Below are 13,625 nucleotides of genomic sequence, written 5' to 3' on the forward strand. Positions count from 1 at the left end.
CCGGTGGCGCTACGCTTACCGGGCCTACAATTCGGGAGTAGGCCCGGTAAGGCGCAGCCGCCACCGGGCAATAACATCAGGCACTATCCTGCAAACTTCTCGCATACATCCGCCCTTCCGCGGCCAATGCCCGCAGGCTCGGATCCTGCTCGCGGTTGCGGGCAAAGACAATCGCGATCAGCTGCTGCATCTGGTACGGCTGCGCCAGCTTCAGTAGCTGCACCGAATTTTCATACACTTTCTTCATCCTGCCCGGCATCAGCGTAAACCCGACCCCCGCCTGCACCAGACTCAGCATCGAGAAGATATCGTTCACGCGCGTCACAATCTCCGGCTCGAAACCGGCGATATGAAACGCTTCCTGAAACCCGGCGTAAGTGGCGAACCCTTCCGCGAGGGCGACAAACTTCTGATCTTTGTAATCACGCAGATCGGCGGGGCCGCTGGTATTCAGCGTGGCAGAGGCCGGTGCGGCAAGGAAAATATCGTCATGGAACAGAGGAAGCACTTCGAGGCTGTTACGGTCGATATCGCTTTCGGAAATAGAGATTAAAATCGCATCCAGCGATCCCTCATCCAGCATATGGAGCAGGGTTTCGTTCGAGCCCATCGTCAGATCCATCTCCAGATCCGGACGGCGCAGCTTCATGCCCATTATCAGGCGCGGCACGGTTTCCAGCGTCAGCGAGTAGAGCGTGCCGACGCGCAACCGTCCCTGGCCGATACCGGCGATCTTGCGCGACTCTTCCAGCCCGCGCTCCATCACCTGCATCACCTCCTGACAATACTCCAGCAGCGTCCACGCGGAGGGGAGGGCAATCAGGTTACGCCCTTTGTGAGCAAAGAGCGGGCAGCGGACGTTCTCTTCGAGGGTATGCAGCGCGCGGTGCACGCTGACACCGCTCAGGCCGAGCGTTTCGGCGGTACGTGCGATATTGCCCTTCTCCATGAACGTCATGAAGATGCTGAGCTTACGGAATGTAATCTCGCTCGTGGTATCGAAGCCCATAACCCTCCCGGCGTGTTAGTCGGCTTGCAGCATCGCTTCCAGCTGTTCCTGCGCGTCCAGCCATGCCATTTCGCACTCTTCGAGGCTGGATTTGGTTTTCGCCTGAGTTTGCAGACAGTCCGTCAGCTCCGCTTTGCGGCTCTGATCGTACAGTTCGCTGTCGCCCAGCTTCTCTTCGACGGCAGCAAGCGTGGCGTTGAGCTTCTCCATCTCTTTTTCGAGACGGGCAATCTCTTTACGCAGCGGCTGCGTCTGGGTGCGCAGTTCCGCTTCACGGCGCTTCTGGTCTTTACGCGCCTGGGCGCTGTTGGCGTTGTCTTTCGCTGACTCTTCCGGCTGGTTTTCCTGCTTCTGCACGTCCGTCAGCCACTGCTGGTAATCTTCCAGATCGCCGTCGAACGGCTCCACTTTGCCACCGTGCACCAGGTAGAGATCGTCGGTGGTGGAGCGGATCAGGTGGCGGTCGTGCGATACGACAACCAGCGCCCCTTCGAACTCTATCAGCGCTTCGGTCAGCGCCTGGCGCATGTCGAGATCGAGGTGGTTGGTCGGTTCATCAAGCAGCAGCAGGTTTGGACGCTGCCAGACGATCAGCGCCAGCACCAGACGGGCCTTTTCGCCGCCGGAGAAGCGCTCGGTGTTTTCAGTCACCTTATCGCCCTGGAAGCCAAAGCCGCCGAGGTAGTCGCGCAGCTTCTGCTCCATCTCCTGCGGCGCCAGGCGCGCCAGGTGCTGGATCGGCGATTCATCCGCGCGTAAAAATTCCAGCTGATGCTGGGCGAAGTAGCCAAGCTTGATGCCTTTCGCCAGGCCGATTTCGCCGCTGACCGGGTTAAGCTCGCCCGCCAGCAGCTTGATCAGCGTCGATTTACCGGCGCCGTTACGTCCCAGCAGACCAATGCGTGAACCTGGCACCAGGTTGAGCTTGATAGAGTCGAGGATAATGCGATCGCCATAGCCCGCGCTCACTTTTTCCATTTTCAGCAGCGGGTTCGGCAGGCTCTCCGGCTCGCGGAAGCTGAAGTGGAACGGGTTATCCACGTGCGCCGGGGCGATCATCTCCATGCGTTCCAGCATCTTGATGCGGCTCTGCGCCTGCTTGGCTTTTGACGCCTTGGCCTTGAAGCGATCCACAAAGCTTTGCAGGTGCGCCACGCGCTGCTGCTGGCTTTCATACATCGCCTGCTGCTGGGCAAGGCGCGTCGCGCGCTGGCGCTCGAAAGAGCTGTAGTTGCCGGTGTATTCGAACATGCTTTGCTGTTCGATATGAATGATTTTATCAACTACCGGATCGAGGAAGTCGCGGTCGTGAGAGATCAGAATCAGAGTGCCCTGATAGCTCTTGAGCCACTTCTCCAGCCAAATAACCGCATCAAGATCGAGGTGGTTGGTTGGTTCATCGAGCAGCAAAAGGTCGGAGCGGCAGATCAGCGCCTGGGCCAGGTTAAGGCGCATGCGCCAGCCGCCCGAGAAATCGCTCACCGGGCGTTCAAGCTGTTCGTTGCTGAAACCCAGACCGTGCAGCAGGCTGGAGGCACGGGAGCGAATGGTCCAGGCATCGATGGCGTCCAGCTTGCCGTGGACGGTGGCGATGGCGTGGCCGTCGTTACGTTCGTTGGCGGCGTTGAGCTCCGCTTCGAGCTTGCGGTATTCACGATCGCCGTCGATAACATAGTCGAGCGCGGGTTCGCTCAGCGCGGGCGTCTCCTGGTTCACCCAAGCGAGCTGCCAGTTGCCCGGGAAGGTAAAGTTACCGCCATCCGCGCTTATCTCGTTTTTCAGCAGCGCCAGCAGGGTGGATTTACCGCAGCCGTTTTTGCCGACCAGCCCCACTTTCTGGCCCGGGTTGATGGTAGCAGTCGCGTTATCCAGCAGGACGCGCACGCCGCGACGAATTTGTAACGAGGAGAAAACAATCATAGAAGCGCCGTATGTTCCGACTATGTTAATTTGTCATTATGATAATGTAAGGTGTGGGCCATTTTCCCCACCGGGCCGCCATGGTAGCCCAAAACGACAACAATACACAAAAACAGAACCGGGAGGGGAGTGATGTCTCAGACAGCGAAAGTGCTGCTGCTGTATGCCCATCCGGAATCACAGGACTCGGTGGCGAACCGGGTGCTGCTTAAGCCGGCCACACAGCTCAGTAACGTAACGGTGCACGATCTCTACGCGCACTATCCTGATTTTTTTATCGATATTCCTTACGAGCAGGAACTGCTGCGTCAGCACGACGTGATTGTGTTCCAGCATCCGCTTTATACCTACAGCTGTCCGGCGCTGCTCAAAGAGTGGCTGGACCGCGTGCTGAGCCGGGGCTTCTCCAGCGGGGTGGGGGGCAACCAACTGGCGGGAAAGTACTGGCGGAGTGTCATTACCACCGGTGAGCCGGAAAGCGCTTACCGTCACGACGGGCTGAACCGTTACCCCATGAGCGACATTCTGCGGCCGTTTGAGCTGACGGCGGCGATGTGCCGTATGCACTGGATGAGCCCGATTATTATCTACTGGGCACGGCGACAGGAGCCGAAAGCACTGGCGAGCCATGCCAGGGCCTATGGCGAATGGCTGGCGTCACCGATTCCGGCGGGAGGACGCTAATGGACGGTTCGAATTTACTCCTTGCCGGGGTGCTGTTTCTGTTTGCCGCCGTCGTCGCGGTCCCGCTTGCTGCGCGTCTCGGCATTGGCGCGGTGCTGGGCTATTTGCTGGCAGGGATCGCCATTGGCCCCTGGGGGCTTGGATTTATCAGCGATGTGGATGAAATTCTCCACTTCTCCGAGCTGGGCGTGGTCTTCCTGATGTTTATCATCGGGCTGGAGCTGAACCCCGCCAAGCTGTGGCAACTGCGGCAATCTATTTTTGGCGTCGGGGCGGCGCAGGTGTTACTCAGCGCGGCCATTCTCGCGGGACTGCTGATGTTGACGCAGTTTTCCTGGCAGGCCGCGGTGATTGGCGGGATCGGTCTTGCGATGTCGTCGACGGCGATGGCGCTTCAGCTGATGCGCGACAAAGGGATGAACCGCAACGAGGCGGGGCAGTTGGGTTTTTCGGTGCTGCTGTTCCAGGATTTAGCGGTGATCCCGGCGCTGGCGCTGGTGCCGCTACTGGCGGGCTCCGGAGACGATCATTTCGACTGGATGAAGATCTCCATGAAGGTGCTGGCCTTCGCGGGGATGCTGATCGGCGGACGGTTTTTACTGCGTCCGGTATTCCGGTTTATTGCCGCATCCGGCGTGCGCGAGGTATTCACCGCCGCAACGCTGCTGCTGGTGCTTGGCTCAGCGCTGTTTATGGATGCGCTGGGGCTGTCGATGGCGCTTGGGACGTTTATCGCCGGGGTGCTGCTTGCGGAAAGCGAGTACCGCCACGAGCTGGAGACCGCCATCGATCCGTTTAAGGGGCTGCTGTTAGGGCTGTTCTTTATCTCGGTGGGTATGGCGCTTAATCTTGGCGTGCTCTATACCCATCTGCTGTGGGTTATTGCGAGTGTCGCCGTGCTGGTGGCGGTCAAAACGCTGGTGCTGTATCTCCTCGCGAGGATTTACGGGCTGCGCAGCTCGGAAAGAATGCAGTTTTCCAGCGTGTTAAGCCAGGGTGGAGAATTTGCGTTTGTGCTGTTTTCCACGGCGTCGTCTCAGAAGCTGTTCAAAGATGACCAGATGGCGCTGCTGCTGGTGACGGTTACGCTGTCGATGATGACCACCCCGCTGCTGATGAAGCTGGTGGACAAACTGCTGTCGCGCCGCCTGAATCCCGCAGACGATGAAGACGAAGCGCCGTGGGTGGAAGATGATAAACCGCAGGTGATCGTCGTGGGCTTTGGTCGCTTCGGACAGGTGATTGGTCGCCTGTTGATGGCGAATAAAATGCGCATTACGGTGCTGGAGCGCGATATCAGCGCCGTCAACCTGATGCGCAAATATGGTTATAAGGTGTACTACGGCGATGCGACGCAGCTTGAGCTGTTGCGCTCGGCGGGGGCAGAGGCTGCGGAGTCCATCGTCATCACCTGCAACGATCCGGAAGACACGATGAAGCTGGTGGAGCTGTGCCAGCAGCATTTCCCGCATCTGCATATTCTGGCGCGTGCGCGTGGACGTGTGGAGGCTCACGAACTTTTGCAGGCGGGTGTGAAACACTTCTCCCGCGAAACCTTCTCCAGCGCGCTGGAGCTGGGACGCAAGGCGCTGGTTTCGCTGGGTATGCATCCTCACCAGGCGCAACGCGCCCAGATGCATTTCCGCCGGCTGGATATGCGAATGCTGCGTGAACTGATGCCCGTGCACAGCGACACGGCGCAGATCTCCCGCGTTCGGGAAGCGCGTCGCGAACTGGAGGAGATCTTCCAGCGTGAGATGCAACAGGAACGACGCCAGCTCGACGGCTGGGATGAATTTGAATAAAGGGTAACGAAAGATGGCTGTACGTAAACGCTTTATCGCGGGCGCAAAATGCCCATCCTGCCAGGCGCAAGATACGCTGGCCATGTGGCGTGAAAATAATATCGATATCGTTGAATGTGTTAAGTGCGGTCACCAGATGCGTGAGGCCGATAAAGAAGCCCGCGATCACGTTCGCAAAGAAGAGCAAGTGATCGGCATTTTTCATCCAGACTAGCGATATGCTCTGAGTTTTTTTAAGCTTAAGGGTACACGGGTGCAGATTTCCGCTACAATCTGCGCCAGCAATTTTCCCACGCTCAGGAGATATCATGAAAGTAGCAAAAGACCTGGTGGTCAGCCTGGCCTATCAGGTACGTACAGAAGACGGTGTGTTGGTTGATGAGTCTCCGGTGAGTGCGCCGCTGGACTACCTGCATGGTCACGGTTCCCTGATTTCCGGCCTGGAAACGGCGCTGGAAGGCCATGAAGTTGGCGACAAATTCGACGTTGCTGTAGGCGCGAACGACGCTTACGGTCAGTATGATGACAACCTGGTTCAGCGCGTTCCTAAAGACGTATTCATGGGCGTCGACGAGTTGCAGGTTGGCATGCGCTTCCTGGCGGAAACTGACCAGGGTCCGGTTCCGGTTGAAATCACTGAAGTTGAAGACGACCACGTTGTGGTTGACGGCAACCACATGCTGGCGGGTCAGAACCTGAAGTTCAACGTAGAAGTTGTTGCGATCCGTGAAGCGACCGAAGAAGAGCTGGCTCATGGCCACGTTCACGGTGCGCACGGTCACGATCATGACCACGATCACGGCCACGATGGCTGCTGTGGTGGTCACGGCCACGACCATGGTCATGACCACGGCCACGGTAAAGGTGGTTGCGGTAACGGCGGCTGCGGTTGCCACTGATTCCGTACTCCGGAAAATAAAAAAGCGGGATAATCCCGCTTTTTTTACGCCTCAATAATGAGGTGGTGGCGTCTCTTCTGACTGAGAGGCAATGTTTGACGGCTGCGTGGCCTTCAGCTTTTCCGTCAGCAGGCGCATGTGATCGCGCAGTTTTGCCATTTCAAGCTCATGGGCCGTCACGGTCTGATTCAGTTCTTCGATGGTGATGTCCTGAAAAGCCAGGCGGCTTTCCAGCTCAGCCAGTCTCGCTTCGATCGTTGTATCCTTCATCATTCACCTCGTTTATCTCTCATTCGCCATAATGGACCAGCGGCGGCGAAGTTTAGCTGACTTTTTCCTTAAGTACAGTATCCATCTCCCTGACAAGAAACTTATTTAAACAAAAATAGTCTGAAAAGAAGCGACATTCGGGGGAGTCTGTCTGTAGATTTCTTCCGCAACGTTTTATAGTACGTCACTCATTTACGTTTAACACTGGGGTGAGAGACCTCAGGTCCTGGAGATATGGATGAAATCACTGTTTAAAGTTACGCTGCTGGCGACCACTATGGCTGTAGCGCTCAATGCGCCGCTGTCTTTCGCTGCTGATACTGCTGCGAAGCCTGCTGCGACTACAGACAGCAAAGCGGCATTCAAAAATGACGACCAGAAATCCGCCTACGCACTTGGCGCGTCTCTGGGTCGTTACATGGAAAACTCTCTGAAAGAACAAGAGAAACTGGGCGTCAAACTGGACAAAAACCAGCTGATCGCAGGGGTTCAGGATGCGTTCGCAGACAAGAGCAAACTGTCTGACCAGGAAATCGAGCAGACTCTGCAAGCGTTTGAAGCGCGCGTGAAAGGCGCCGCGCAGACCAAGATGGAAGCAGACGCTAAAGATAACGAAGCGAAAGGCAAAGCCTACCGCGACAAGTTCGCTAAAGAGAAAGGCGTTAAAACGTCTTCTACTGGCCTGATCTATAAAGTTGAGAAAGAAGGTACCGGCGACGCGCCTAAAGACAGCGACACCGTTGTGGTGAACTACAAAGGTACGCTGATCGACGGTAAAGAGTTCGATAACTCTTATACCCGTGGTGAGCCTCTCTCCTTCCGTCTGGATGGTGTGATCCCGGGCTGGACCGAAGGCCTGAAGAACATCAAGAAAGGCGGTAAAATCAAGCTGGTCATCCCACCGGATCTGGCTTACGGCAAAACCGGCGTTCCGGGTATCCCGGCTAACTCCACGCTGGTATTTGATGTAGAACTGCTGGACATCAAACCGGCGCCGAAAGCGGATGCGAAAACAGACGCACCGGCTGACGACAAAGCCGCAGCAGCTAAGAAGTAATCCTGAAAAAAACCGCCGCCTTTACAGGCGGCGGTTTTTTTATTGCGGGGCAGATATAATTAACACTGGAAAGCGTTATACACGCTGTATTAATTTAGTTGTCCGTGTAGATAATGAGCCTGCCCTGAAAACCTAACGACAGGCTCCTGAAAAGGAGTGTTTTTTTCATGTCCAGGTCGCTTTTAACCAACGAAACCAGTGAACTTGATTTGCTGGATCAACGTCCATTTGACCAGACCGACTTCGATATTCTGAAATCCTATGAAGCGGTAGTGGACGGGTTAGCGATGCTCATTGGTTCCCACTGCGAAATCGTATTGCATTCCCTGCAAGATCTTAAGTGTTCCGCTATCCGCATTGCGAATGGCGAGCACACTGGCCGTAAAATTGGCTCGCCAATCACCGACCTTGCATTGCGTATGTTGCATGACATGACCGGCGCGGACAGCAGCGTCTCAAAATGCTATTTCACCCGCGCCAAAAGTGGCGTGCTGATGAAATCAGAAACGATCGCGATTCGAAATCGCGAACACCGGGTAATCGGTTTGCTGTGCATCAACATGAACCTTGATGTGCCATTCTCGCAAATCATGAGCACCTTCATCCCGCCCGAAACGCCGGACGTGGGCTCATCGGTGAACTTTGCTTCTTCGGTTGAGGATCTCGTGACCCAGACGCTGGAGTTCACCATTGAAGAGGTGAATGCCGATCGCAACGTATCCAACAACGCCAAGAATCGTCAGATCGTCCTGAACCTCTATGAGAAAGGGATTTTTGATATCAAAGATGCCATCAACCAGGTGGCCGATCGCCTGAATATCTCCAAACACACGGTTTACCTCTATATTCGCCAGTTCAAAAGCGGCGACTTCCTGGGACAAGACAAGTAATGCGTTTTGCGTTAATGGTGACGGGCCCGGCGTACGGTACCCAGCAGGCCAGCAGCGCGCTACAGTTTGCCCATGCGCTGCTTGATGCCGGTCATGAACTGGCAAGCGTCTTCTTTTATCGCGAAGGCGTATATAACGCGAACCAGTTTACGTCTCCGGCGAGCGATGAGTTTGACCTCGTGCGCGCCTGGCAAAAATTAAACGAAACGCAGGGCGTTGACCTGCATATCTGCGTCGCGGCGGCACTGCGTCGCGGCGTGACGGATGTGACCGAAGCCGAACGCCTTGGTCTGGCGGGGGCTAACCTGCAACCGGGCTTTTCGCTCAGCGGACTGGGTGCCCTGGCACAGGCGGCGTTGACCTGCGACAGAGTGGTGCAATTTTGATGAAGCGCGTAGCGTTTGTTTTTACTTCTGCGCCGCATGGCAGCGCTTCAGGCCGGGAAGGGCTGGATGCATTGCTCGCGACATCGGCTTTAACCGAAGATATCGGCGTCTTCTTTTTAGGCGATGGCGTATTCCAGCTTCTGGCAGGCCAACAACCGCAGGCCATTCTTGCGCGCGACTACATTGCGACCTTTAAAGTTCTGCCGCTCTATGACATTGAAACCTTCTATGTGTGCGCCGACTCGCTGGCCGCGCGTGGGTTAAACGAGAAAACACCGTTCGTGCTGGACGTGACGATCCTGACATCTGCTGCGCTGCGCGAACAACTCTCTCACTACGATACCGTTCTGACTTTCTGAGGCTGTCATGCTCCATACCCTGAGCCGTTCACCGTGGCAATGCGATATCGACACGTTACTGAGCATGCTGCGCGAAGGTGATGATCTGCTGCTGATTCAGGATGGCGTGCTTGCGGCGCTTGAAGGCAGCCGTTTTGTTGAAATCCTCGCTAATGCCCCCATAACAGTCTCTGCGCTGAAAGAGGATCTGGATGCGCGGGGTCTTTCTGGTCAAATTTCAGCCAAAATTGACGTGGTTGGCTATACTGATTTCGTCAATCTTACTGTGACGCACGCCAGTCAAATGAACTGGTGATTTGAGATCGCTGTATATTTCTTGACACCTTTTCGACGTAGCCCTAAAATTTCGCGTCCTCATATTGTATGAGGTCGTTTTATTACGTGTTTACGAAGCAAAAGCTAAAACCAGGAGCTATTTAATGGCAACAGTTAACCAGCTGGTACGCAAACCACGTGCACGCAAAGTTGCAAAAAGCAACGTGCCTGCGCTGGAAGCCTGCCCGCAGAAACGTGGCGTATGTACTCGTGTATATACCACCACTCCTAAAAAACCAAACTCCGCACTGCGTAAAGTATGCCGTGTGCGTTTGACTAACGGTTTCGAAGTGACTTCCTACATCGGTGGTGAAGGTCACAACCTTCAGGAGCACTCCGTGATCCTGATCCGTGGCGGTCGTGTTAAAGACCTTCCGGGTGTTCGTTACCACACTGTTCGTGGTGCGCTGGACTGCTCAGGTGTTAAAGACCGTAAGCAGGCTCGCTCCAAGTACGGCGTGAAGCGTCCTAAGGCTTAATGGTTCTCCGTTAAGTAAGGCCAAACTGATTTATCTTAATGTCAAACTAAACTCGTAGAGTTTTGGACAATCCTGAATTAACAACGGAGTAATCCCATGCCACGTCGTCGCGTCATTGGTCAGCGTAAAATTCTTCCAGATCCGAAATTCGGATCAGAACTGCTGGCAAAATTTGTAAATATCCTGATGGTAGATGGTAAAAAATCTACCGCAGAAGCAATCGTATACAGCGCGCTGGAGACCCTGGCTCAGCGTTCTGGTAAAAATGAACTGGAAGCCTTCGAAGTCGCTCTCGACAACGTGCGCCCGACTGTAGAAGTTAAGTCTCGCCGCGTTGGTGGTTCTACTTATCAGGTTCCAGTTGAAGTTCGTCCGGTTCGTCGTAATGCTCTGGCAATGCGTTGGATCGTTGAAGCTGCTCGTAAACGCGGTGATAAATCCATGGCTCTGCGTCTGGCGAACGAACTTTCTGATGCTGCGGAAAACAAAGGTACCGCAGTTAAGAAACGTGAAGACGTTCACCGTATGGCAGAAGCCAACAAGGCGTTCGCACACTACCGTTGGTAATCCCTTCGGAGTCGTAGTCACCAGGCGGGCGCTTCAGAGAAGCCGCCCGCTCTGGGTAACTTAACTGAACGCCTAAAGATATAAACGAGGAATCAAATGGCTCGTACAACACCCATCGCACGCTACCGTAACATCGGTATCAGTGCGCACATCGACGCCGGTAAAACCACTACTACCGAACGTATTCTGTTCTACACCGGTGTAAACCATAAAATCGGTGAAGTTCATGACGGCGCAGCCACCATGGACTGGATGGAACAGGAGCAGGAGCGTGGTATTACTATCACCTCCGCAGCGACTACTGCATTCTGGTCAGGTATGGCTAAGCAGTACGAACCGCATCGCGTAAACATCATCGACACCCCAGGGCACGTTGACTTCACCATCGAAGTAGAACGTTCCATGCGTGTTCTTGACGGCGCGGTAATGGTTTATTGCGCAGTTGGTGGTGTTCAGCCACAGTCTGAAACCGTATGGCGTCAGGCAAACAAATATAAAGTTCCACGCATCGCGTTCGTTAACAAAATGGACCGTATGGGTGCTAACTTCCTGAAAGTTGTTGGCCAGATCAAAACCCGTCTGGGCGCGAACCCTGTTCCGCTTCAGCTGGCAATTGGTGCTGAAGAAGGTTTCACCGGCGTTATCGACCTGGTGAAAATGAAAGCCATCAACTGGAACGAAGCAGATGCGGGCGTTACCTTCGAATACGAAGATATCCCGGCAGAGATGCAGGACCTGGCTGACGAATGGCACCAGAACCTGATCGAATCCGCAGCAGAAGCTTCTGAAGAGCTGATGGAGAAATACCTGGGTGGTGAAGAACTGTCTGAGCAAGAGATCAAATCTGCTCTGCGTCAGCGCGTTCTGAACAACGAAATCATCCTGGTAACCTGTGGTTCTGCGTTCAAGAACAAAGGTGTTCAGGCGATGCTGGATGCGGTAGTTGACTACCTGCCATCCCCGGTTGACGTTCCTGCGATCAACGGCATCCTGGACGACGGTAAAGATACTCCGGCTGAGCGTCACGCAAGTGATGACGAGCCGTTCTCTGCACTGGCGTTCAAAATTGCTACCGACCCATTCGTGGGTAACCTGACCTTCTTCCGCGTTTACTCTGGTGTGGTTAACTCCGGTGACACCATCCTGAACTCCGTGAAAGCGGCGCGTGAACGTTTTGGCCGTATCGTACAGATGCACGCTAACAAACGTGAAGAGATCAAAGAAGTTCGTGCGGGCGACATCGCTGCTGCTATCGGTCTGAAAGACGTGACCACTGGTGACACCCTGTGTGACCCGGATCACCCGATCATTCTGGAGCGTATGGAATTCCCTGAGCCGGTAATCTCCATCGCAGTTGAACCAAAAACCAAAGCTGACCAGGAAAAAATGGGTCTGGCTCTGGGCCGTCTGGCGAAAGAAGACCCATCATTCCGCGTATGGACTGATGAAGAATCTAACCAGACCATCATCGCTGGTATGGGTGAACTGCACCTGGACATCATCGTTGACCGTATGAAGCGTGAATTCAACGTTGAAGCGAACGTGGGTAAACCTCAGGTTGCTTACCGCGAAGCGATTCGCGCGAAAGTTACCGATGTTGAAGGTAAACACGCTAAGCAGTCTGGTGGTCGCGGTCAGTACGGTCACGTTGTGATCGACATGTACCCACTGGAGCCGGGCTCTAACCCTAAAGGTTACGAGTTCATCAACGACATCAAAGGTGGTGTAATTCCTGGCGAATACATCCCTGCCGTTGATAAAGGCATCCAGGAGCAGCTGAAAGCTGGTCCTCTGGCTGGTTACCCGGTTGTAGACATGGGTGTTCGTCTGCACTTCGGTTCTTACCACGACGTTGACTCCTCTGAACTGGCGTTTAAACTGGCTGCGTCTATTGCCTTTAAAGAAGGCTTTAAGAAAGCAAAACCAGTTCTGCTTGAGCCGATCATGAAGGTTGAAGTAGAAACTCCTGAAGAGAACACCGGTGACGTTATCGGTGACTTGAGCCGTCGTCGCGGTATGCTGCGTGGTCAGGAATCCGAAGTAACTGGCGTTAAGATCCACGCTGAAGTTCCGCTGTCTGAAATGTTCGGATATGCAACTCAGCTGCGTTCTCTGACCAAAGGTCGTGCATCATACACTATGGAATTCCTGAAGTATGATGATGCGCCGAACAACGTTGCTCAGGCCGTTATCGAAGCCCGTGGTAAGTAATCCACAGGATTAAAACCTAAGTCCCGTGCTCTCTCCGAAGGGGAGAGCACTATAGTAAGGAATATAGCCGTGTCTAAAGAAAAATTTGAACGTACAAAACCGCACGTCAACGTTGGTACTATCGGCCACGTTGACCATGGTAAAACTACCCTGACTGCTGCAATCACCACCGTACTGGCTAAAACCTACGGCGGTGCTGCTCGTGCTTTCGACCAGATCGATAACGCACCAGAAGAAAAAGCTCGTGGTATCACCATCAACACCTCTCACGTTGAGTATGACACCCCGACTCGCCACTACGCACACGTAGACTGCCCAGGCCACGCCGACTATGTTAAAAACATGATCACCGGTGCTGCGCAGATGGACGGCGCGATCCTGGTTGTTGCTGCGACTGACGGCCCTATGCCTCAGACTCGTGAGCACATCCTGCTGGGTCGTCAGGTAGGCGTTCCTTACATCATCGTGTTCCTGAACAAANAGCAGAGTGGGAAGAGAAAATCATCGAACTGGCTGGCTACCTGGATTCTTACATCCCAGAACCAGAGCGTGCGATTGACAAGCCATTCCTGCTGCCAATCGAAGACGTATTCTCCATCTCCGGTCGTGGTACCGTTGTTACCGGTCGTGTAGAGCGCGGTATCATCAAAGTTGGTGAAGAAGTTGAAATCGTTGGTATCAAAGAGACTGCGAAGTCTACCTGTACTGGCGTTGAAATGTTCCGCAAACTGCTGGACGAAGGCCGTGCTGGTGAGAACGTTGGTGTTCTGCTGC

At 54.5% G+C, this 13,625-nt stretch carries 15 protein-coding genes and 1 pseudogene; 13 read left to right on the top strand and 3 right to left on the bottom strand.

The genetic code is table 11. The features are described from left to right. Positions 1-76 precede the first annotated feature (76 nt). On the bottom strand, positions 77-1,009 hold the full coding sequence (locus ACJTMZ_RS18200; protein WP_017384171.1) for a LysR substrate-binding domain-containing protein: 933 nt from the start codon (positions 1,007-1,009) through the stop codon (positions 77-79). 15 nt (positions 1,010-1,024) lie between these two features. Continuing rightward, complete coding sequence (locus ACJTMZ_RS18205; RefSeq protein WP_017693878.1) at positions 1,025-2,929, bottom strand: ABC transporter ATP-binding protein; 1,905 nt, start codon at positions 2,927-2,929, stop codon at positions 1,025-1,027. 132 nt (positions 2,930-3,061) lie between these two features. Between ACJTMZ_RS18205 and kefG the strand changes: the two genes are divergently transcribed. From kefG to slyD, 4 genes are all read left to right on the top strand, one after another. Continuing rightward, positions 3,062-3,613, top strand: a complete 552-nt coding sequence (gene kefG, locus ACJTMZ_RS18210; RefSeq protein ID WP_252011017.1) for a glutathione-regulated potassium-efflux system ancillary protein KefG — start codon at positions 3,062-3,064, stop codon at positions 3,611-3,613. After that, on the top strand, positions 3,613-5,418 hold the full coding sequence (gene kefB, locus ACJTMZ_RS18215) for a glutathione-regulated potassium-efflux system protein KefB (protein ID WP_032103994.1): 1,806 nt from the start codon (positions 3,613-3,615) through the stop codon (positions 5,416-5,418). Before kefG ends, kefB begins: the two co-directional genes overlap by 1 nt. A 13-nt stretch (positions 5,419-5,431) precedes the next feature. Then, on the top strand, positions 5,432-5,632 hold the full coding sequence (locus ACJTMZ_RS18220) for a YheV family putative zinc ribbon protein (protein WP_003861689.1): 201 nt from the start codon (positions 5,432-5,434) through the stop codon (positions 5,630-5,632). 94 nt (positions 5,633-5,726) lie between these two features. Beyond that, a complete protein-coding gene (gene slyD, locus ACJTMZ_RS18225; protein WP_003861691.1) occupies positions 5,727-6,317 on the top strand; it encodes a peptidylprolyl isomerase in 591 nt (196 codons plus the stop codon). Between the two features lie 51 nt (positions 6,318-6,368). Here the strand turns inward: slyD and ACJTMZ_RS18230 are convergent, their stop codons facing one another. Further along, positions 6,369-6,587 (bottom strand): protein SlyX, encoded by a 219-nt coding sequence (locus ACJTMZ_RS18230; protein WP_003861693.1) that lies wholly within the window; start codon positions 6,585-6,587, stop codon positions 6,369-6,371. Positions 6,588-6,825: 238 nt separating this feature from the next. Here ACJTMZ_RS18230 and fkpA point away from each other — a divergent pair, with 238 nt between their 5' ends. The 9 genes and pseudogenes from fkpA to ACJTMZ_RS18275 form a co-directional block, all read left to right on the top strand. Next, a complete protein-coding gene (gene fkpA, locus ACJTMZ_RS18235) occupies positions 6,826-7,644 on the top strand; it encodes an FKBP-type peptidyl-prolyl cis-trans isomerase (RefSeq protein ID WP_015571411.1) in 819 nt (272 codons plus the stop codon). Between the two features lie 167 nt (positions 7,645-7,811). Then, positions 7,812-8,534: a transcriptional regulator gene (locus tag ACJTMZ_RS18240; protein ID WP_003861697.1), complete on the top strand. Its 723-nt coding sequence runs from the start codon at positions 7,812-7,814 to the stop codon at positions 8,532-8,534. Next, positions 8,534-8,920: a sulfurtransferase complex subunit TusD gene (tusD, locus tag ACJTMZ_RS18245; protein WP_015571410.1), complete on the top strand. Its 387-nt coding sequence runs from the start codon at positions 8,534-8,536 to the stop codon at positions 8,918-8,920. The genes ACJTMZ_RS18240 and tusD overlap by 1 nt, the downstream gene beginning before the upstream one ends. Beyond that, positions 8,920-9,279, top strand: a complete 360-nt coding sequence (gene tusC, locus ACJTMZ_RS18250; RefSeq protein WP_003861700.1) for a sulfurtransferase complex subunit TusC — start codon at positions 8,920-8,922, stop codon at positions 9,277-9,279. The genes tusD and tusC overlap by 1 nt, the downstream gene beginning before the upstream one ends. Positions 9,280-9,286: 7 nt before the next feature. Then, positions 9,287-9,574, top strand: coding sequence for a sulfurtransferase complex subunit TusB (gene tusB / locus ACJTMZ_RS18255; protein WP_015571409.1), 288 nt, complete (start codon positions 9,287-9,289; stop codon positions 9,572-9,574). Between the two features lie 124 nt (positions 9,575-9,698). Next, positions 9,699-10,073 (top strand): 30S ribosomal protein S12, encoded by a 375-nt coding sequence (gene rpsL, locus ACJTMZ_RS18260; protein ID WP_000246815.1) that lies wholly within the window; start codon positions 9,699-9,701, stop codon positions 10,071-10,073. Between the two features lie 96 nt (positions 10,074-10,169). Continuing rightward, positions 10,170-10,640, top strand: a complete 471-nt coding sequence (gene rpsG / locus ACJTMZ_RS18265; protein WP_003861706.1) for a 30S ribosomal protein S7 — start codon at positions 10,170-10,172, stop codon at positions 10,638-10,640. Between the two features lie 96 nt (positions 10,641-10,736). Next, entirely contained in the window at positions 10,737-12,851 is a 2,115-nt protein-coding gene (fusA, locus tag ACJTMZ_RS18270) for an elongation factor G (protein ID WP_006812195.1), read from the top strand. Positions 12,852-12,920: 69 nt separating this feature from the next. Further along, a pseudogene (locus ACJTMZ_RS18275) lies at positions 12,921-13,625 on the top strand (GTP-binding protein); the annotation flags it as partial.

It is taken from the genome of Enterobacter sp. DN, from assembly GCF_046054285.1.
Classification (GTDB): domain Bacteria; phylum Pseudomonadota; class Gammaproteobacteria; order Enterobacterales; family Enterobacteriaceae; genus Enterobacter; species Enterobacter hormaechei_C.

What these genes read in the sequence shown, in the direction of transcription:
- ACJTMZ_RS18200 (WP_017384171.1), bottom strand. Translation starts at nt 1,009, where the DNA reads ATGGGCTTCGATACCACGAGCGAGATTACATTCCGTAAGCTCAGCATC.
- ACJTMZ_RS18205 (WP_017693878.1), bottom strand. Translation starts at nt 2,929, where the DNA reads ATGATTGTTTTCTCCTCGTTACAAATTCGTCGCGGCGTGCGCGTCCTG.
- kefG (WP_252011017.1), top strand. Translation starts at nt 3,062, where the DNA reads ATGTCTCAGACAGCGAAAGTGCTGCTGCTGTATGCCCATCCGGAATCA.
- kefB (WP_032103994.1), top strand. Translation starts at nt 3,613, where the DNA reads ATGGACGGTTCGAATTTACTCCTTGCCGGGGTGCTGTTTCTGTTTGCC.
- ACJTMZ_RS18220 (WP_003861689.1), top strand. Translation starts at nt 5,432, where the DNA reads ATGGCTGTACGTAAACGCTTTATCGCGGGCGCAAAATGCCCATCCTGC.
- slyD (WP_003861691.1), top strand. Translation starts at nt 5,727, where the DNA reads ATGAAAGTAGCAAAAGACCTGGTGGTCAGCCTGGCCTATCAGGTACGT.
- ACJTMZ_RS18230 (WP_003861693.1), bottom strand. Translation starts at nt 6,587, where the DNA reads ATGAAGGATACAACGATCGAAGCGAGACTGGCTGAGCTGGAAAGCCGC.
- fkpA (WP_015571411.1), top strand. Translation starts at nt 6,826, where the DNA reads ATGAAATCACTGTTTAAAGTTACGCTGCTGGCGACCACTATGGCTGTA.
- ACJTMZ_RS18240 (WP_003861697.1), top strand. Translation starts at nt 7,812, where the DNA reads ATGTCCAGGTCGCTTTTAACCAACGAAACCAGTGAACTTGATTTGCTG.
- tusD (WP_015571410.1), top strand. Translation starts at nt 8,534, where the DNA reads ATGCGTTTTGCGTTAATGGTGACGGGCCCGGCGTACGGTACCCAGCAG.
- tusC (WP_003861700.1), top strand. Translation starts at nt 8,920, where the DNA reads ATGAAGCGCGTAGCGTTTGTTTTTACTTCTGCGCCGCATGGCAGCGCT.
- tusB (WP_015571409.1), top strand. Translation starts at nt 9,287, where the DNA reads ATGCTCCATACCCTGAGCCGTTCACCGTGGCAATGCGATATCGACACG.
- rpsL (WP_000246815.1), top strand. Translation starts at nt 9,699, where the DNA reads ATGGCAACAGTTAACCAGCTGGTACGCAAACCACGTGCACGCAAAGTT.
- rpsG (WP_003861706.1), top strand. Translation starts at nt 10,170, where the DNA reads ATGCCACGTCGTCGCGTCATTGGTCAGCGTAAAATTCTTCCAGATCCG.
- fusA (WP_006812195.1), top strand. Translation starts at nt 10,737, where the DNA reads ATGGCTCGTACAACACCCATCGCACGCTACCGTAACATCGGTATCAGT.